Source organism: Cupriavidus sp. KK10 (assembly GCF_018223725.1).
Classification (GTDB): Bacteria; Pseudomonadota; Gammaproteobacteria; order Burkholderiales; family Burkholderiaceae; genus Cupriavidus; species Cupriavidus necator.
Map to the genome: position 1 here is coordinate 246,632 of NZ_CP073678.1, position 18,667 is coordinate 265,298.

14 protein-coding genes and 3 pseudogenes are annotated in these 18,667 nt (G+C 61.1%); 10 read left to right on the forward strand and 7 right to left on the reverse strand.

All coding sequences use genetic code 11. The annotated features are described in order from the left end of the window. Nucleotides 1-14: 14 nt before the first annotated feature. Both KB879_RS32325 and KB879_RS32330 read right to left on the reverse strand, forming a co-directional pair. The gene (locus tag KB879_RS32325) at nt 15-1,166 is read right to left on the reverse strand and encodes a 4Fe-4S binding protein (RefSeq protein WP_211983533.1); all 1,152 of its coding nucleotides are present in this window, start codon (nt 1,164-1,166) and stop codon (nt 15-17) included. A gap of 55 nt (nt 1,167-1,221) precedes the next feature. Further along, nucleotides 1,222-2,328, reverse strand: coding sequence for a Zn-dependent alcohol dehydrogenase (locus KB879_RS32330; protein ID WP_211983535.1), 1,107 nt, complete (start codon nt 2,326-2,328; stop codon nt 1,222-1,224). Nucleotides 2,329-2,680: 352 nt separating this feature from the next. On the opposite strand from KB879_RS32330, the gene KB879_RS32335 reads away from it, so the two are divergent. The 8 genes and pseudogenes from KB879_RS32335 to KB879_RS32370 all read left to right on the forward strand — a co-directional run. Next, the gene (locus KB879_RS32335; protein WP_211983537.1) at nt 2,681-4,750 is read left to right on the forward strand and encodes an NAD(P)/FAD-dependent oxidoreductase; all 2,070 of its coding nucleotides are present in this window, start codon (nt 2,681-2,683) and stop codon (nt 4,748-4,750) included. A gap of 96 nt (nt 4,751-4,846) precedes the next feature. Then, the gene (locus KB879_RS32340) at nt 4,847-5,683 is read left to right on the forward strand and encodes a patatin-like phospholipase family protein (RefSeq protein ID WP_211983539.1); all 837 of its coding nucleotides are present in this window, start codon (nt 4,847-4,849) and stop codon (nt 5,681-5,683) included. Nucleotides 5,684-5,749: 66 nt separating this feature from the next. Next, a complete protein-coding gene (locus KB879_RS32345) occupies nt 5,750-7,003 on the forward strand; it encodes a CaiB/BaiF CoA-transferase family protein (protein WP_211983541.1) in 1,254 nt (417 codons plus the stop codon). Further along, entirely contained in the window at nt 7,000-8,142 is a 1,143-nt protein-coding gene (locus tag KB879_RS32350; protein WP_211983543.1) for a CaiB/BaiF CoA-transferase family protein, read from the forward strand. Before KB879_RS32345 ends, KB879_RS32350 begins: the two co-directional genes overlap by 4 nt. Before the next feature lie 5 nt (nt 8,143-8,147). After that, nucleotides 8,148-9,047, forward strand: coding sequence for a 3-hydroxyisobutyrate dehydrogenase (gene mmsB / locus KB879_RS32355; RefSeq protein ID WP_211983545.1), 900 nt, complete (start codon nt 8,148-8,150; stop codon nt 9,045-9,047). A gap of 24 nt (nt 9,048-9,071) precedes the next feature. After that, nucleotides 9,072-10,571: an aldehyde dehydrogenase family protein gene (locus KB879_RS32360; RefSeq protein WP_211983546.1), complete on the forward strand. Its 1,500-nt coding sequence runs from the start codon at nt 9,072-9,074 to the stop codon at nt 10,569-10,571. A 54-nt stretch (nt 10,572-10,625) separates the two neighbouring features. Next, nucleotides 10,626-11,579 carry a tripartite tricarboxylate transporter substrate binding protein gene (locus KB879_RS32365; RefSeq protein ID WP_211983547.1) on the forward strand — a complete coding sequence of 318 codons (954 nt, stop codon included), beginning with the start codon at nt 10,626-10,628 and terminating at the stop codon, nt 11,577-11,579. A 43-nt stretch (nt 11,580-11,622) separates the two neighbouring features. After that, a pseudogene (locus tag KB879_RS32370) lies at nt 11,623-11,936 on the forward strand (DUF3363 domain-containing protein); the annotation flags it as partial. Nucleotides 11,937-11,978: 42 nt separating this feature from the next. On the opposite strand, the gene KB879_RS32375 reads toward KB879_RS32370, so the two are convergent. Beyond that, the gene (locus tag KB879_RS32375; protein WP_249221463.1) at nt 11,979-12,827 is read right to left on the reverse strand and encodes an AraC family transcriptional regulator; all 849 of its coding nucleotides are present in this window, start codon (nt 12,825-12,827) and stop codon (nt 11,979-11,981) included. Between the two features lie 138 nt (nt 12,828-12,965). On the opposite strand from KB879_RS32375, the gene KB879_RS32380 reads away from it, so the two are divergent. Both KB879_RS32380 and KB879_RS32385 read left to right on the forward strand, forming a co-directional pair. Further along, nucleotides 12,966-13,700, forward strand: coding sequence for an SDR family oxidoreductase (locus KB879_RS32380; protein WP_211983548.1), 735 nt, complete (start codon nt 12,966-12,968; stop codon nt 13,698-13,700). Between the two features lie 8 nt (nt 13,701-13,708). Next, nucleotides 13,709-14,304 (forward strand): annotated as a pseudogene (locus KB879_RS32385) (alpha/beta hydrolase fold domain-containing protein); the annotation flags it as partial. Between the two features lie 136 nt (nt 14,305-14,440). Here KB879_RS32385 and KB879_RS32390 read toward each other — a convergent pair. The 4 genes and pseudogenes from KB879_RS32390 to KB879_RS32405 form a co-directional block, all read right to left on the reverse strand. Continuing rightward, a pseudogene (locus KB879_RS32390) lies at nt 14,441-16,168 on the reverse strand (Tn3 family transposase); the annotation flags it as partial. Further along, on the reverse strand, nt 16,162-16,830 hold the full coding sequence (gene ybgF, locus KB879_RS32395) for a tol-pal system protein YbgF (protein WP_249221464.1): 669 nt from the start codon (nt 16,828-16,830) through the stop codon (nt 16,162-16,164). The pseudogene KB879_RS32390 and the gene ybgF, both read right to left, overlap by 7 nt. A gap of 78 nt (nt 16,831-16,908) precedes the next feature. Next, entirely contained in the window at nt 16,909-17,175 is a 267-nt protein-coding gene (locus tag KB879_RS32400; protein WP_042876636.1) for an H-NS family nucleoid-associated regulatory protein, read from the reverse strand. 175 nt (nt 17,176-17,350) lie between these two features. Continuing rightward, nucleotides 17,351-18,610: an H-NS family nucleoid-associated regulatory protein gene (locus KB879_RS32405; protein WP_211983549.1), complete on the reverse strand. Its 1,260-nt coding sequence runs from the start codon at nt 18,608-18,610 to the stop codon at nt 17,351-17,353. Between the last annotated feature and the right edge of the window lie 57 nt (nt 18,611-18,667).

The following is an 18,667-nucleotide window of genomic DNA, read 5'->3' on the forward strand; positions in this document are numbered from 1 at the left end:
TCTCCTGGAAAAGGTCAATAGGTTTCAACGTGATAGCGTCCGCTGGTCAGCAGGCTCTCCCGGATCATTGGCCATGCAGATGTCCCATCCCCGCGAAGGACATCCGCGAAAGCCTCCTCCACACCGGTTTCCATGCCCTTGCGACCACACAGGAAAACGTGCGTGAGTTCGTCCTGCAGAAGCGTCCTGATTCGCTTGCCGGCGGCCCGGATTCCGTCCTGCACATACATCCGGGGCTCGTTCGGTTGGCGCGAGAAGCAGAAGTAGTGCTCTACGAAGCCCTCCGGTAACCCGTTCTCCTCGCCGGAGTAAGGCAGCTCTACAGGACGACGGCCCCCGAAGAACAGCATCAGGCTGCCGCTAGCGTCGCGCATACTGCGCAGGCGATGCTGAATGAAGCCCCGAAAGGGCGCGACGCCCGTGCCGGTGCAGACCATGATCAGGTTGGCGGACCTTTCCATGGGCAGCAGGAACGTGTCGCCCAGCGGGCCGACGACCCTCACCGTCTCGCCTGGCACCAGGTCGCACAGATAGTTTGAGCAAAGACCGCCTGGCTTGCGGCGCACCGTCAGCGCCACGGTGCTGGTGCCCCGCCGCTCGCCCGTTCGTGCGCTGGCGACCGAGTACAGCCTCTCGATGTGCGGGCGCCCATTGGCGTCGATGCCGGGCGGTAGGATGCCAATGCTCTGGCCCTCCAATACGGGCATCGACTGGTCTCCGAAATCCAGTACGATGTGCCAAACGTCATCGTCAGCGTCGAGCGCCGTGGCCCGCTGGCGCAATTTCACCGTTGCGACGGCCGGTGCAGCGCGGCTGTAAAGATGCAGCGCTGGCGCACTCGCCGACGCGGGCGCCCTCACGCTGACAGGACCTTCGGTGGCACGGATCTCGGTGCTCGGTTGCGTCGGTGGCGGCAGGTCCTGCCACGAAAGCTGTTGCTCAAGGGTGTACGGCTGCTGCAGCGAGTACCAGTGATTAATCGCACCTGTTGGGCACGGCGGGATGCACGCACGGCAATGGCTGCAGCGCTCGACGTCGACCACGTAGTTGTTGTGGTCGTGCGTGATAGCGCCGATCGGACAAGACTCCTCGCAGCTGTTGCAGCGGATGCAGATAGCGGGATCAATCAGGTGCTGCGTGATCGATGTTGGCTGAGGAAGCATCATTGGTGTTCCTGTTCGTTGGCATCGCGTGCGCGGTGATCTGTCATCGCGTGCGAACTCATGGCTTCACAATCGCCCGACCGCCCTCCTCCATGGCGCAATGGGCCATGGCCTCGTTAACCTGGTCGAGCGAATAGATGACTGACGCGAGGTTGGCTAGTTGCAGCTTGCCGGCGTCGTACAATTCAACCAGCCGCGCAATGTCGCGGCGCACGTGCGCTGAGCCATAAAGCGAGCCACGGATTGTCTTCTCGGTAAGAACCAGTCCGCCAAAGGCGGATATATTCACCACCACGTCCTTGCCCGGAGCACTGACGATGACGGCGCGACCGCCACGCCTTGTCATCCGTATGGCGTCGTCGATGGATTGCTGGCGCCCGGCGACTTCCAACGCGACCTCGACGCCTCGCCCGCCGGTGAGCGCGCGCACCTTTTCCACCAGGCCGGGCGCAGGCTGGAGCTGATGGGTCGCACCCAGTGACCGCGCCAGCTCCAGGCGATCGGGACGGGGATCGATCGCTATGATCATGCTGGCCCCGCTGACGCGCGCGCCCTGGACCGCATGCAAGCCGACACCACCGCAACCAAGAACGGCCACCGCTTCGCCGACCTCGACCTTTGCCGTGTTTACTGCCGCGCCCCAGCCCGTCATGACCCCGCAGCCGAGCAATGCCGCCTGCTCCAGCGGCAGCGAGTTCGGGATCGGAACGACCGATGAAGCGGGTACAACAACCCGCTGCGCAAGCGTTCCCAGGCCGGCCATCTGGAAAACCGGTGTGCCATTCCAGGCAAAACGCGTGGTGCCATCTGACATGGTGCCTTGAAGCATCGATGGCTGGCCAGACTCGCACAGCACCGGCTGGCCATGGTTGCAGTAGAAGCAGTTGCCACACTGAGCGAGCAGGCTGAGCACCACGCGATCGCCGATCGCCAAGCCCGAGACATGAGATCCCATGCCCACGACAACGCCTGCGCTTTCGTGTCCCAGGATCACCGGCAACGGTGTCGGGAGCACTGCCCGATACACGGACAGGTCCGAATGGCACACGCCTGTCGCGGCAATCTCCACCATCACTTCGTTATCGTGCGGTTCATCCAGGTCCAGCAACTCCACCTGGAGTTCGCGGGCCTGCACCATCACGGCAGCATGCACCTTTGTTCCCATCTCGTCGCCTCTTGTTTCCAGTCTTCAGTCGCTTGAAGTTTAGAGGCGCACATCCGAGTGCATTGCACCGTTTCACGAAGTACTCACTTGCTCAATTCGAGCAATTCCCACCTTTCTTCTGTCTGGCACTCCATACGCTGCTGCACTGCGTCAGCGCGCGTGCGCTTTGCCTGGCCAAGCGCTCGCAGACGTTGCCTATCGCGTTTTGCGAAGTTCTCATCTTCACGGGCTCCTGTTGGCTCGGCGGTGCGCCGTTCCTACACTTCCAACACGTGACCAGGGACGGCATGGTCCCCGCAGTCTGGAAGGCCGTGCCACACGAACAACCACTTGATCGAAACGCTAATCCACTATGTTCATTGATACTTCCGATGCAGCCATTGCATCCACTGCCCGGACCAATCCGATTTCGCCCAGGAGCGAACTTCGCGAAATCTTCACAAACATTGCGCGTCAACGTCGTATTGCAGAATCTGACCTTCGCAAATACCTTGCAGAAGTTGACCCCGCACTGCTGCTGGCGTCACTTGTGCATATCACGCGTGACCCAGCGCTGCTCAGCCGCTACGCGCCGGAACTGAAGATGCCGGACAAGGCCGAGCTCATGCCCGGCGTGAAGGTGGTCGAAACGCTAAAGGGCTTCGCTCAGGTCGCCACCATCCCCGGGGCAATCCGGCAGGAAATGATCGAGCTGGCAGTCGCCGCGCTGGACAAGCCTCCCTCCGAACAGACGGAATACCTGTCCGGCTACGATTTGGAGCCCGATCTGTTTCTCAAGATGGCAGCGATGGTTACCGGCGAGCCGATCGATGCCGAGTTTGGCGACATGCTTCTCGAACAGGCTGGCTTCGTACGCAACATGCCTGTGCTGCCTCAGCGCGGTCGCCCGACCGAGCGTATCGAACTGGCCATCATTGGTGCCGGCATGACTGGCATCGCGGCCGCCATCCAGGCGAAGGACCGCGGATTCCGCTACCGCATCTTCGATAGCAACAACAAGGTCGGAGGCGTATGGGCGGCGAACGACTACCCAGGTGTCGCGGTCGATACACCAGCCACGTACTACTCATTGTCATACGAGCTCAATCCGTCGTGGAGCAACTACTACCCGGTGGGCTCGGAGTACCTGCGCTATCTCGAAGGCATTGTCGAGAAGCACCACATGAGCGAGTTCATTGAGCTCGAGAGCGAAGTGCTGAAGATCCAGTGGATCGAAGAGGATGAGGAATGGGAGTTGATGGTGGTCAAGAAGGGGCGCGAGGCCTCGAAGGTGCGCGCCACAGCGGTCATGTCATGCCTGGGCCATCTCAACCGCCCGAACTATCCTGACCTGCAAGGTCGCGAGACGTTCAAAGGCGTATCGATTCACGCCAACCGCTGGAAACATGACGTCGATTTGCGTGGCAAGCGGGTCGGCATCATCGGTACGGGAGCTACCGGTGTGCAGGTGATCGGCAAGATCTCGCAGGAAGTTGATCACCTCACCGTCTTTATGCGCCAGCCGATGTGGATCATTCCCAACCAAGCGGGAGACGGGGATATCCCGCAGAGCAAGCGGTGGGCGCGCCAGCATCTGCCGTACTTCCTGCACTGGGACAGGCTGAAGTCATACTGGACCTATAGCGACAAGGTCGGATATCCGATCGTTCGCACGGATCCGGAATGGGCGAAGACACACATCTCCATCTCACCGGCCAACGACCGCCTGATGCAGTTCTGCATCAACTACATCAACTCGTGTTTTGGTGAGGGCAGCGAGCTGGCTCAAAAGCTGACGCCGGACTATGCGCCGCTGGGCAAGCGTAGCGTGCGTGACCCATACGATTTTGCCCCTGGCGGCTTCTACTACGCGTTGTCGCAGCCGAACGTGGCCCTCGAAACCAGCAAGCTCGCGCGGGTGGTTCCGGACGGCATTCTTACCGTGGACGGCAAGCTGATCGAATTGGACGTCATCATCTACGCAACCGGGCTGACCCTCGACTGGCTGTCGCCGATCCAGGTGGAGGGCCGCAACGGCGTACGGCTGTCCGACGTCTGGCGTGACAACAGTCCGTCCTCGTATCTGGGCGGGATGGTACCAAAATTCCCGAATCTCTTCGTGAACTCCGGCCCGCATACAGGGGCCGGACATGCCGGTGGGCACAACTTCATGGCGGAGGTCGTCAACCACTACGCGATGGAATGCCTGCAGATGTTGGTCGAGGAGGGTGCCCGCTCGCTCGAGGTGACTCAGGAAGCGTTTGATGAACACAACCGCAGGCTCGACGAGAAGATGGCCGGGTCGATCTGGGCCTGGGAGCGGCGTGCCCATACCTATTACACCAACCAGAAGGGGCGGCCCCTCCTTCCGACGCCATGGCGGCACGTTGAGTTCTGGCGCATGACCCGCGAGCCCATCAAGGAAGCCTTCATTCTGCGCTGAGGCAGTTCCATCGGCGCCCCGCAGTCCGGAAGCCCGCCTGCCGGCGGTCTTCCGGTGCGGGGTTGTGAACAAGTCAAGATAACGGGTATTTAGAGCATGAACCGCGGATTGATTCTTGGGGGCGGTGGCGTCCTCGGGCTCGCCTGGGAGATTGGGGTGCTCCACGGACTTGCGTCTGGTGGCATTGACCTGCTCGGCGTAAGCGAAGTGATAGGGACATCGGCCGGCGCCTTTGCCGGCTCCGCACTCCTTGACCAGAGGGGTATTTCATGGGCATACGAACGGCAGGTTTCCGCGAGCGTACAAGAGGTGCCGGTAGCCTCATCGTTAGACGTCATCGAGACCCTGACCACGATTCTGAGGCGATGCTCCGGAAACGAGCATCTCGCGGGACGGTGCATCGGCGAGTTTGCCCTGGCGGCATCTCCTATTGACATACGGCTGCGCCTGGCTGTCGTTCGAGACCGGCTCGACCGCGATGATTGGCCGTCCGACCGACTCACGCTCACCGCCATCGACGTGGACAGTGGCGAGTTGCACCTGCTTACCAGCGATTCGGGCATCGACCTCGTGCACGCAGCCGCTGCCAGCGGTGCGGCACCGGGAATCTGGCCCGTGATTGTCGCCGGAGGAAAACGCTGGGTGGACGGGGGCAGCGTATCGGTAACCAATGCCAAGCTGGCACGGAGATTCGACCGGTGCATCGTCATCTCGCCTCGACCTGGCAATCTGACCGGCCTCACCGTGCAGTCCGAGATCGACGGCTGTGGCAAGCGAGACGATGCCGTGCTCATTGTTCCCGACTCGCTCAGTGAAGCCGCGATCGGGCAGAACAACTTCGATCCGAGCCGGCGCCGTGTGGCAGCCGAGGCAGGAAGACAACAGGGTGAACGATTCGTCCGCGAGATGCCAGACGCATGGCGGGTGTGCTGACGTGGGGAGCCCAGCGGCAAAGTCGCACACACGCCGCCGAGCTGTACAGTAACTTCGGGGAACAATATGACTACCGACAACGGGGACAAAGCGTCCGGTCCGTGCGCAGGATTGCGCGTGTTGGAATTCGCAACGATGGTTGCGGGGCCGTTCGCCGGCCAGATGCTGGCCGACCTTGGGGCCGAGGTAATCAAAATAGAGCCCATCAGTGGTGATCCCATGCGCAAGGGCCACCCCCAGCACCAGGGAGTATCGGCCGGATTCGCTCTGTTCAACGGCAGCAAGCGGAGCATGTGCATCGATCTCAAGTCCCCTTCGGGACAAGCGCTGGCGCGCGAGCTGGCGTTGACGGCCGATGTGTTGATTGAAAACTTCCGCCCAGGCGTCATGGAGCAACTTGGGCTCGGGCATGATGCCCTTTGCCAGACCAATGCAAAGCTCATCTACGCGTCGATCAACGGCTTCGGCGTAGATGGACCGTACGCCCCACGGCCCGCGTACGATCACGTCGTTCAGGCGTTGAGTGGGACCATGCCGAGCATCGGAAGCCCGGACAAGCCCGAGCCTGTCCGCAATTCGGTCGTCGACAAGATTACCGCTGCCACCGCCGCCCAGGCAATCCTTGCCGCACTCGTCCACCGCGAACGGACCGGTGGGAAGGGCCAGCGGGTCTGCGTATCGCTGCTGGATTCCTACGCCGCATTTATGCTGCCGGATCTCATGGTGAACCACTACTTTCAAACGCCAGGTATCGGTGCGCATGCCCTACCCAACACCTACTTTCCGATCAGGACGTTGGACGGCCATGTCATGGGTCATATCTTTACCGACGAGCAGTTCAGGAATCTATGTCGAATGTTTGGCCGCTTGGATCTTATCGATGATCCCCGTTTCGCTGGCGTGAAAGAGCGTCGCGATCACTGCGAGGCGATGTGGGATGAAATCCGGTGCAGTGCGCAAAGGATCGACACGGCCACCATCGAGGCGCTTGCCGAGAAGTACAGCGTGCCGCTTGGACGCGTCAACGACCTTCCCGGGTTCTTCGCTGACCCGCAGGTCCTGCACAATGGCACGTACTCCGACGATGACGATCCACTGCTCGGAAAAGTGCGTCAGTTGCGATCCCCCATTCGCTTTGCACTGACACCCGCGGCCAGCCGCGGTCGGCCACCCCTGCTCGGAGAGGACACCAGCGAACTCCTCACGAGCCTGGGCAAGACGACGACGCAGATCGACAAGGCCTTTGCAGGTCATGTGGTCGCCGGTCGCATGGACGAAGCGGATGCCGCAGGCGAGTCCGTTGTGGGAGCACAACCATGAGCGGACCTTTGAAAGACGTCCGGATCATCGAGTTCGGAGCGATCGGCCCTGCACCGTTCGCCTGCATGATGCTGGCCGATAACGGCGCGGACGTGATCCGTGTGGCGCGACATGTACCGGCCTGGCGTCAAGGCATCATGGATGCGAGCAAGGACGTTCTGGCACGCTCGCGCCGTGTCGTGCACCTTGATCTCAAGACGCCCGACGGCGTGCGCGAGGCCCGAGCGCTCGCACGCAGCGCAGACGGCATTGTTGAGGGCTACCGCCCAGGCGTCATGGAAAAACTCGGGCTCGGGCCCGAGGTCTTGTTGGCAGACAACCCGCGGCTTGTGTACGGGCGAATGACGGGGTGGGGCCAGGAGGGACCCCTCGCGCAACGAGCCGGGCACGACATCAACTACATCGCGCTCGCCGGTGCCTTGCACGCCTTCGGGCGCGAGGGTGGCAAGCCAACGCCACCCGCCAACCTGGTCGCCGACTTCGGTGGCGGTGGCATGCTGCTTGCGTTCGGCATGGTCAGCGCCATCCTGCATGCACGAACCTCGGGTGAAGGCCAGGTGGTGGACTGCGCGATGGTCGATGGCACCGCTTTGCTGATGGGCATGATGTGGTCGCTTCGTTCCGCCGGCGTCTGGCGCGACGAACGCGGCGTCAATCTCCTCGACACCGGCGCGCATTTCTACGAGACATATGAGACCAGCGATGGTAAGCACGTCGCGATCGGCGCGGTTGAGCCCGAGTTCTATGCACTCTTGCGAGAGAGACTGGGTCTGGTTGATGACCCGGACTTCGACTGCCAGCGGGACCCGAAAGCTTGGCCGGGTCTCAAGGCCAAGCTTGCCAAGATCTTCAAGAGCCGCAGCCGTGACGAATGGTGCCGCATATTCGACGACAGCGATGCCTGCGTCACGCCGGTACTGTCGATGAGCGAGGCACCCAATCACCCGCACGCGCGCGCGCGCGGGGTGTTCGCGACAATCGACGGCGTCATTCAACCCAGCCCGGCACCGCGCTACTCGCGCACAGTAAACGATGCTCCCAGGATGCTTCGCCCTCAACAGGACGATCGCGATGCGGTCATCGCGAGTCTCGCACCGCTCCATGCGGAATCGGATAGTTCACTGACAAATAAGGGGTAAGAAAAATGAAAAGAATCGCATTCATTGGTCTCGGCAACATGGGCATGCCAATGGCTCTGAACCTTATACGTGCAGGCCACGAAGTTCGGGGATTCGATATCTCGGAAGCCGCAATGGCCGGCTTCGCTGAACATGGGGGGCAATCACATCGCTCCATCGCCTCAGCAGTCGACGGTGCGTCGATTGTCATTTCCATCGTTAGAAACGCCAATGACGTGAAAAGCTTGTACTGCGCAGCAGACGGTGTCCTGAAGGTCGCGACGCCGGGAACCTTGCTGATCGAGAGCTCCACGATAGGACCTTCTGCGGTACGTGCCGTCGCCGCCGAAGCGGCGCAAGCTGGCTTTGCGATGCTGGACGCGCCCGTGGCCGGCGGCCAGGCAGGCGCGCGGGATGCCCGGCTGACATTCATGGTCGGCGGCGATCGGCAGGCGTTCGATCAGGCTGAGCCAGTCTTGCGCCAGTTGGGCGCCAGGATCTTTTATGCCGGGGCCATCGGCAATGGCCAGATTGCCAAGCTGTGCAACAACCTGATCGCATGTGTCAGCAGCGCAGTGGTCTCGGAAGCCTTCATCCTGGGCCGTAAGCTCGGCATGGACTATCAGACGATGTACGACATCATCACTCAGTCAACCGGCCAATGTTGGACACTCACAAACAACTGTCCGGTACCGGGCCCGGTACCCTCATCGCCCGCAAGTCGCGACTATGTGCCTGGATTTGCGGCGGATCTGATGCTTAAGGACCTCTCCCTTGTCGCGTCTGCCGCCAATGAGGTTGGCGCAGCAACGCCTTTTGGTGCCAGGGCCGTCCAACTGTATAGGCAGCTAAGTGACTCTGGCTACGGCGCGCACGACTGGACCGTCGTATCCAAGTTGATCGAAGACGGCACTTTCCTCAATTAATACTGCATAGCCCAGGAGACATCTGTGTCAGCTAACACGCTCCATCCCAATCTAAACGCCGAAGACCTGGCCCGAACCCTGAGCGGGCACAATTTCATCGACGGTGAGCTCACGCCCGCGCGCTCGGGCAGAACCTTCGCTGTGATCAACCCTGCCACCGGCCGCAAGATCGCGGATGCGCCCTTCAGCGTTGCCGATGACGTGGATGTCGCCGTCCGGGCCGCGCATCGCGCCCAGCGCGAGTGGGCCAATGCGCCGGCGCGTAGGCGCGGTGCCTTGGTAATCGAGTGCGCCCGGTTGCTGGCCTCACACGTCGAGGAACTGGCTCGCCTGGTGACGCTGGAGACCGGCAAGGCGATTCGAACCGAGAGCCGTCCCGAAGCCGAAGGTATCGCCGACATGCTGCAGTACTACGGCGGACTGGCCTCGGAGCTGAAGGGCGAGACGGTGCCCCACCGGCCGGATGTCTTGACCCTCACGGTGCGCGAGCCGATCGGTGTCGTTGGCGCGATACTGCCGTGGAATGCGCCAATGTATATCCTCGCGATGAAGATTGGGCCTTCGCTCGTGGCGGGTAACGCTGTCGTGGTGAAGTCTGCCGAGGAGGCGCCATTGGCGGTGCTGCGTGTGTGTCAGATCTTGAACCAGGTGCTGCCCAAGGGCCTGCTCAACGTGGTCGCGGGCCACGGTCCGGAGTGCGGAGCGCCACTGGTCGCACATCCGAGTGTGCATAAGATAACTTTCACCGGGTCGGTGGAAACCGGCAAGATCATCTATAAAACAGCGGCCGAGAAGCTGATCCCCGTCACGCTTGAGTTGGGCGGCAAGAGCCCCATGATCGTCATGCCCGACGCTGACCTGGATCAGGCTGCCGCTGGCGCTGTGGCCGGCATGCGCTTCACCCGGCAGGGCCAAAGCTGCTCGGCCTCCAGCCGGATGATCGTGCATGAGTCGGTGCACGACGCGTTTGTCATCAAGGTGAAGGCGCTGGTCGACGCGATGACGATTGGCGATCCGATGGACGAGTCCACAGATATCGGCACCATCATCTCGCCAGCCCAGTACGACAAGGTGTGCGGCTACATTGAAACCGGGCGTTCCCTGCCCGGCACAACCGCGGTCGAATGCTCGACACTGCCAGCAAACGAGGCACTACGGGCCGGGCTGTTCGTGCGCCCTGTGATGTTCACCGGCCTGACCAACGATAGTAAGTTGGCGCGCGAAGAGATCTTCGGTCCGGTCGTCTGCGTCATAAAATTCTCGAGCTATGAGGAGGCGTTGGTGATGGCCAACGACACGGACTACGGCCTCACCGCGTCAGTGTGGACCCGGGATCTGCAGACTGCAATGGATGCCAGCCTGAGGCTTCAGGCCGGCTTCGTGCAAGTGAACCAAAATATCGTAGCCCAGCCTGGTCTTTCATATGGCGGCTACAAGAATTCGGGCTTGGGCAAGGAGGCGTCGCTTGAGGCGATGTTGGACCACTTCACACAGATGAAGACCATTCTCGTGAATCTCGCATAGCAGTAGCACCGTGGGCGCCGCCCTGCCCCAAAAAATATTAAGGAGACACCGGTCATGAAAAAATCGATTGCGTTGTTCCTCTGTACATTGGTCACGACAGTTTCTGTGCCGTCTCACGCCCATGATAGCCCGACGCCCCGTCGGTTGATTGTTCCCTACACCTCGGGCGGCGGCAGCGACATGCTTTCCAGGGCGCTCGGCCAGAAGCTGTCTCAGGCACTGGGCGAACCTGTTATCGTTGAGAATCGGCCCGGCGCAAACGGCTACATTGCTGCTGGCGTTGTCGCCAAGAGCCCGCCCGACGGGCATACCTTGCTTGTCGGCGGCAACGCGCTGATTATCGGGCCAATGTTGTACTCGTCGCACAAACTCAATACGCTGAAGGACTTCACTCCTATTGCCAGCCTGGTCAGGGTGACACTTGTACTGATCAGCAGCCCGGGCCTTCCGGCCAACAATGGCCGGGAATTTGTCCAGATGGCACGGAAAGAGAAAAACTTGAGCTATGCCTCCCCGTCGCCGGGTATCATGTTTGCGACCGAGCAAATCAAGGCGCTGGCCGGTGTCGACCTGATGCGCGTGTCGTACCGCGGAGCGCCTGAAGGTTTTATTGATGTGACTTCGGGTAGGGTTTCCGTGATGTTTGACAGCGTTGCCGCAGAACTGCCAAACATCAAATCAGGCCGCGCTAAGCCGCTTGTCGTAACCAGCGACAACCGCCACCCTCTCCTTCCCGACGTACCCACGCTGGTTGAATCGGGCATCGCGGGTTACGTAGAGGACAACTATATCGGCGTGCTTGGGCCGGCTGGCATGGATCCTCATGTCGTCGATACGCTGAACGCGGCGATGCTCAAGGTCCTGCGGGATCCTGAATTCAAGGCGTTCGCGGAAAAGCTGGGATTCCTCCCGTCACCTACATCGCCCAGGGTGTTCCGCGATATGCTCGCCGCGACAACGGCTCGGTACCAACAGATTGCCAATCAACTCGGCCTCAAGCCGGAATAGCGAAGCCTGCAACATTGGTACAAACAACCTGGCGTGCGCGCATCGCGGGCAGCGCGTCGTCTTCGCGCGCAATTTGCTGGCGACGCTGCGCGGGCGCGAGCTGGCGCAGGCCGCGAAGGACATTGCCGCCGAAACCGGCCTGGAGCATCGGCCGGCGGCCGACGGGCAGCGTGTGGCCGGCATCTACCGGCGCAGCCTCATGCTCGCCAGCGGGCGCTACGCGATGCTCGATGACGGCATGTCTCGCTGGTGCCGTGGAAACCGGTGATCGAGCCGCGGTTAGGGCAGGCTATGACTGCCATTGTTCGTCGAAGTAGTGTTTCTTGGACTCTGGACAGACGAGGATGGTCAATTTGACGCAGCGACTCGAACTCCAATAACAATTAGCTATGAAGTTTGTCACGACTGAACATTAGCTTTCGGAGGAGAACCAAAGGCACGTCGAAAAGCGTGGGAAAAAGCGCTTTGTGACGTGTAGCCGACCTTGCTCGCTATGCGAGCGATAGTCGTATCACCCCGCATCAATGCCGCACGAGCAATGGTAAGACGCCACGCTCGTAAGTAAGCAAGTGGCGGCTGTCCTAGCCGGCGTGTAAATTCCGCAGAGAAGGCTGCGCGCGACATGCCGGCCACACTAGCAAGTCGAGCCACCGTCCACGGTTGCGCAACATCTTCGTGAATTACGCGAAGTGCTTTGCCGAGGCGAGGATCTGAAATAGCACCGAGCCACCCCATTTCGGTTTTCTCGACATCACTCGCGTAAGTTCGGATCGCCTCCACTACCAGCACGTCGGCGAGGCGAGCACTCACGATCTCGCTGCCTATCATCTTGCGTTCTATCTCGTTACTCACAAGCGCGAGGATCGTCGCGATTGCTTCAGATGCGGGCGAAGATCGAGGAACGATCATGAAATCCGGCATCCTTTCAAGCAGGAAATCTGCGTTTGAGGCAGCGAACGTGACTGTTCCCCCGACTCCAATCGTATCGTCTCCGCCGATGCACGCTACGTCGCAGCCGGAACCGAAAACGGTTTGACCGTCAATTGGCATCACGTCCGGGTCGCTGGCCACCACATATGCAGTGCGTCCAAGCAAGCATATGTCCCCCTCATTCATAAGCTGTGGTGCGCGCCCAGGAAGCAGCATCCATTGGCTCCCACGCAGCATGGCGACAAATTTGAGCCGGTCGATGGCAGGAAATTCGAGCGCCCATCGTCCCGTAGCTTCCAGTCGAGTGCGTCTGGTCACCCTTGCACCGAGAACGTCAAGGAAGGGGGTCGAGCACAGTTTTAGACGATTGCGACAATTTCATATACTTCTTAGCATAGATGATCTTGAATCCATCGCATATCCTTTTCAAAGATTATTTTGTAAAGGAAAGAAGTCGTGAGCATCAGAGGCAAAGTTGTCGCGATCACGGGGGCAAGCAGCGGGATCGGCCGTGCGACGGCGAAGTTACTTGCAGAGCGTGGTGCGTTCGTTGTGCTGGGTTCTCGCAACGAATCAGCGCTTCAGGCCGTTGTGGACGAAATTACTTCCGCGGGCGGCAAAGCTGTATTTAAGACAACCGATGTACGCCACCGGGGCGAGCTTGAAGAGCTTGTCGCATTGGCGGTCGAGCGAGGTGGCAGGCTCGACGTCATGGTTAACAACGCAGGGGTTGGGCCGATCTCTCGTTTCGATGCGCTGAGTGTCGAGGACTGGGATTTAATGATAGATATTAACTTGCGCGGCACGCTTTACGGCATCGCTGCTGCCTTGCCGGTGTTTGCGCAACAGGGGAGCGGGCATGTGCTCAACGTCATTTCAACGGCGGGCATCCAGATCGTCCCAACCATGGGCGTCTATGCCGCCACTAAAAACGCAGTGCGCACGGCAACCGAGGTGCTGAGGCAGGAGGCAGGCCCAAATCTCCGTGTGACCGAAATCTCTCCCGGGGTGATCGCCACGAATTTCGGTGACAGCATCACGGATCAAGCCACGAAGAAACTGATTGACGAGCGGCTTGGAGGTATTGCGATCTCGCCTGATGCGATCGCGCGGGGCATCCTCTTTGCTCTTGAGCAACCGCCAGAAGTGGATGTTGGAAGCATCGTTATTCGTCCAACAGCACAGAGTTGAGTGCCAGTATGAGCCGAAAACAACGTAAGGCCGTGGACGCGCTACTGCGAAAAGGCTCCAGTGGCTTCGCGCCGCAGCCCGTTGAAGAAATGCGGAAAAAATTTACCGCCCTCATGGGGCTGTTCCCGATCCCAGATGCACGGACGCGTGAAATCCAGATTGCGAATCGCCCAGCGGTACTCGTCGAGTCCAATGGTGAAAACAGGCCGGGAACGATTCTGTATTTCCACGGCGGCTCGTTCTCGTTGGGATCGCCGCAAACGGCGATGGGCCTGACCGCGAGCCTAGTTACGCGGACGGGGTTTCGCGCAATCTCGCTCGATTACCGCCTCCCCCTGAGCACCCGTTTCCGGCGGCAATCGAGGATTGCGTTGCCGCGTACCGCTCCCTGTTGGAAGACGGAGTGGACGCAACCATGATCGCTTTTGCTGGCGATTCCGCGGGTGGCGCTCTGACAGTGACGGCAACGCTCGCCGCGCGGGCAGCCGGGCTTCCACTGCCGGGCGCGATCTTGGCCTTTTCGCCGGGCCTTGACCATACCCGATCAGGCAAGACTGTGGATACCAAGCCAGGCATCGATCCGTTTTTTACCCGAGAAGGGGTGGCTTTGATTTTGGTGCAATTTACGACGGTTTGCTAACCCAGCTTTGGCGCGGGCGTGTCGAGATAAGTCATTGAATATGAATGGATTTTTACCTTCCCTTCGATCATACGCAGGTGGAGGCAATGCAAGTCTGATTTCAGCTCGCAGCCCGTGTTTTGGGTGCAGTCTGTGACGGCAGCAACTGTCCGGTGTAATGCTCAATCGGGAAGCGATAGACGCCTCGCAAGTTGATGCCCTCCACCCTCGTTGGCGCGATGCGTCCGAACAACTCGGCTGGCAGGGGCTGGCGCCGGCTCATCTGCTGGTCGAGCATCGTCTGCATCTGGGTGGTATTCCACGCCATCAGAATATTTGCCAACAGGCTCAACGCGTCGGCAACGGCTTGCACCTCGTCTGTACGTTTGGCTTGCGTAGCCGAGACCCGACCTGTATAAATTGCCCGCTTCAGTGAGTTGACCGCCTCGCCGCGATTGAGCACTCGCAGCAACTCACGCCGAAAGCTGGCATTGACGAAGTAGTCGGCTAGGAAGGCGGTGCGCAGCAGCTTACCCAACTGCACGCCGGAGTCGTAGAGCGGGTCACCACGGGCGGCCGAGCCAAATCGGCCCAGCACAGCCACCGCGCTGGCGTGTCCCGACATCACCGAGGCCGCCAGATGTACCAAGGAGTCCCAATGCGCCTCGATGGCTGCAGTATCCACATTCGCAACGCAAACGGTTGCGATCTCATCGGGGATAGCGGTTCCGCGGGGCACAAATAGCCGACGCTGCTTGAGCTCGCGCAGCCGCGGGCAGAGGTCGAATCCCAGAAGCCTGGCCAAGGCCATGGCAAAATCCGTATAGCCATGGGTGTCGACCGCCAATTGTGTGGTCTCGATTCGCTCCTGCCGAACGACACCCTCAATTGCCGCGCCGGCCTGCCTTTCGTTGAGCACAATCGGCTGGGCGTGGAAGATCCCCCACCGATCTCGAACGTGAGTATAGATGCCGACCGCGGCGGTGTGGCGCCGTGGGTCTTGCCGAGCTTGCCAGACACGCTGACTCGTTTCCAAGCTCATCATGTCCGAGGACGCGAGGTCCGACCGGCCCCAACTTGCCGCGATCGGATGGCGGTGCATGAACTCCAGAACTGCCTTACAAGCCTGAGCCAGTCGCCGCTCATCGCCCGCCCAGCGCATGGCTTGGCGGATGCTTGTGGCCGACAATTGCGGAATCATCCTGGCACACTCGGCCGCCGTCAGACTCGTGCCATGCGCCAGGATGCCGGCGTATACCATCAACAGCTCCTCCTCAGACCGGGGTTCGCGGCCGAGCATATGCCAGCTGAAGCGCGCCTGGGCGTCCACTGCCAGGATGACCTCAGGTAGCTGGACATCGCCGATGTGGTGGTCAAGGCGGGCCCGCAGCCTTGAGACCTCAGGATCCTCTTCCTGTGCCGCTAGTGGTGCCAGGTGCAACTCGTCATCAACGCGTAACGTGCCAGCTTGCGTCGCTGCCGCCACTGCGGCAATGCCTGTGCGCACGCGCTCAAGTAACGGCCTGAGGAAGTCGTCAGCTTGGGCTGGCAGCGACAGCCGCGTATGGTGTCGCCGAGCTTCAGCCTGCCAACGCTCGGCTGGCAGAAATAAGCGCTCTCGACCTCGGAAGCTCAATGAATGCTCGATCCAAACCGAGCCGTTGCGAATAGCCCGACGTAAGGCAAACAGGGTGGCGACTTCAAATGCTCGGAAGGCGCGCTCGCGATCCGCACCGCTGACGGCCTCGAGCCAGGGTTGCCCTAGGCGAGGAGCGGTCACATCATCGGGTAAGCGTCGATCGCCCCTCGCATACAGGTCGCGCAGCTTGCCCAAAGCGTCGATTACTGGGTCTGGCCGGACTCGAGCTGATTATTGGCCACCGCGATCATGGCGTCCGGCACCTTGGGATGCGTCGGGTTGGCATCGATCATTTTGTGCAGCACCCAGGTGGATCCCTTATAGTCGCGCCGCGCGTAGAGCGAGTTGCCGAGCCAGTACTGCGCCAGCGGTAGGTACGAACTCTGCGGATACTTCTTGATAAACGACGAGAACGAATTCCCCGCGCTCTTGAAGTCGCCCGCCTGGAAATGCTTGAGCGCGGCGTCGTATTCGGGCTTCTCGCCCGGCGGCGACGTGCCCTGGCGGTCTTCGACCGAAGCGTGCTGGGGCTCGAACTTCTTCAGGCGCGCATCCAGGTCGGCGTAATAGTCCTTCTGCTGCTTCTGCAGCGTCGCTACCGTGTTCTGCAGCACTTCGTTCTGGCCGCGTAGCCGCGCAAGTTCCTGGCGTAGACCTTCGAGCTGGTTCTGCAGGTCGAGCGTAGTGCGGCTATTCTGCTCAATGCGCTGGGTCGCCGTCGCCTGGAAGCTGTTGAACTGGTCGCGCAGGTTGATGACCGTTTTGCGCGCCTGCTCATCGTCGAACACTCCGGCGTGCGCCTGCGTGAGGGGCAGCATACCGCCGCTCGCCATGGCGGCGAGCCACAACAGGGTGGAAACGTGTACTTTCATAAATGGGTCGTCGTGGGTTGTGTCGGTTAGCCCTCGTCAGATCGCTGTTGGTCTGCGGGCCAAATGCATCGGCGGCCCCTATCCAACCCGGAAAAACTCAACGCTCTGCCCCGCATTGACCGCGCGCTTGAGCCATGACGGCATCTCGCCCTGCCCGTCCCAAGTGAGCCCTTCCGCGTTGCGGTAGCAGACCACCGGCGCCGGCGGTGCGGCCGGTGGCGGCGGTGGGGGCGGCGGTGGCGCGAAGCACCCCGCCGCGTCGAGCTCTTCGAGGGTGAGCCCGTAGTCGTCCATCTGCGCCTGGATCCAGCGGATCGCGTCCGCCCGCTCAGTTTTTGCTGTCATCGCTGCCGTCACTGCTGTCGTTGCCTTCGTCCTGGTTGTTAGGCAGCGCCGCCGCCCCCGGCTCGTTGCCCGGCTCTTCCCCTTGGGCTTCCTGCGCAGTGGCCGCCGAACTTCCGGCCTGCCGAGTTTGCTTGTCAGAATGGGGGCGGACCGGCCGCGCCCGCCGACCTGTCGTTCAGTACAAGAGATCGATTAGGAAACGCTCGGGCTTCTTGCCAATCCACGCGGGAGCCCGACCGCGCCCCGACCAGGTCTGGCCCGTCTTCGGGTTGCGGTACCTCGGACGCGGCGCGGCCTTCGCCGGAACAGCGCGGGCAGCGGGCTCAACACTGGGCTTGCCCGCAATGTCCTCAATGCTGAGGTCGTACTCCTGCATCCACTGCCGAATCTTTTCCACGACCTTTGGCACTTCCGTGGCTCGCAACTGCTCAAGTTGCGCATTGACAGATGCCAGTTGGGCGAGCAGTGAGGATTGGGACCGGCTTTGGGTTGCGGTAGGCGCTTTTTGCTCCTGTCGCGGCTTCCGAGTTTGCGTCTTCCGAGTTGGTGCTTCCGGGGCAGCCTCCACTCCAGGCAGTGTTATCTGCTTCGGCCCGCGCTTCCGGGTTGGGGTTTCGTGAGTCATGACTTCCGGAGCGGCAACTTCAGCTAGCATTTTCGGCTTCCGACCGCGCTTCGGGGTCCGCGTCTCTTCCGGCGCAGCTTCCGGAGCGGCAGTTTCGGTGAGCGCTTTCGGCTTCCGACCGCGCTTCGGGGCCCGCGTCTCTTCAGGCGCAACTTCCGGAGCGGCAGTTTCGGTGAGCGCTTTCGGCTTCCGACCGCGCTTCGGGCCCCGCGTCTCTTCCGGCGCTGCTTCCGGAGCGGCAGTTTCGATGAGCGCTTTCGGCTTCCGACCGCGCTTCGGGGCCCGCGTCTCTTCCGGCGCAGCTTCCGGAGCTGGGGCGTAAAGCGGTGCGACCGGGGCGGCCGTTTCGGTCAGTTCGTCCTGGGCGGCAGCTTCCGTCGGTTCGTCCGTGGCCAGGACTTCAACCGGAGCTTCGGCCACGGCTTCAGTGGTCGCTTCCGAGGGCATGGCTTCAATAAGCGCTTCCGGCGCGTCAGATCCAGTCAACGTTTCCGAGGCGGCAGCTTCCATCGATGCTTCCGGTGCCACGTCTTCCGTTGAAGCGTCCGGGGCTGCGTAAGGCCGCCGGCGCCGATATGACACGGTCGCCGTCGGGCCGCTATTCCGGCTTGTCGACCAGAAGTCCAAGCGTTGGGCCTGAGTGTCAACGCTGCCACTACCGACGCCTGCACCACTGGCTTCACCACTGACGGGATCCGCGTCGCGCATCGCCTCAGCGATGGGAAGCTCCATCTGACCCAATCCGTCCGTCGCATTGCTCACGACAAGGGGTTCAACCACTTGCTCTGGGGCCAATTCGTTCTCCTTCATTGAAGTCACTGCACGTGCAGACGCTTCCTTATCCCATGGACGGTGAGACCTTGTCTC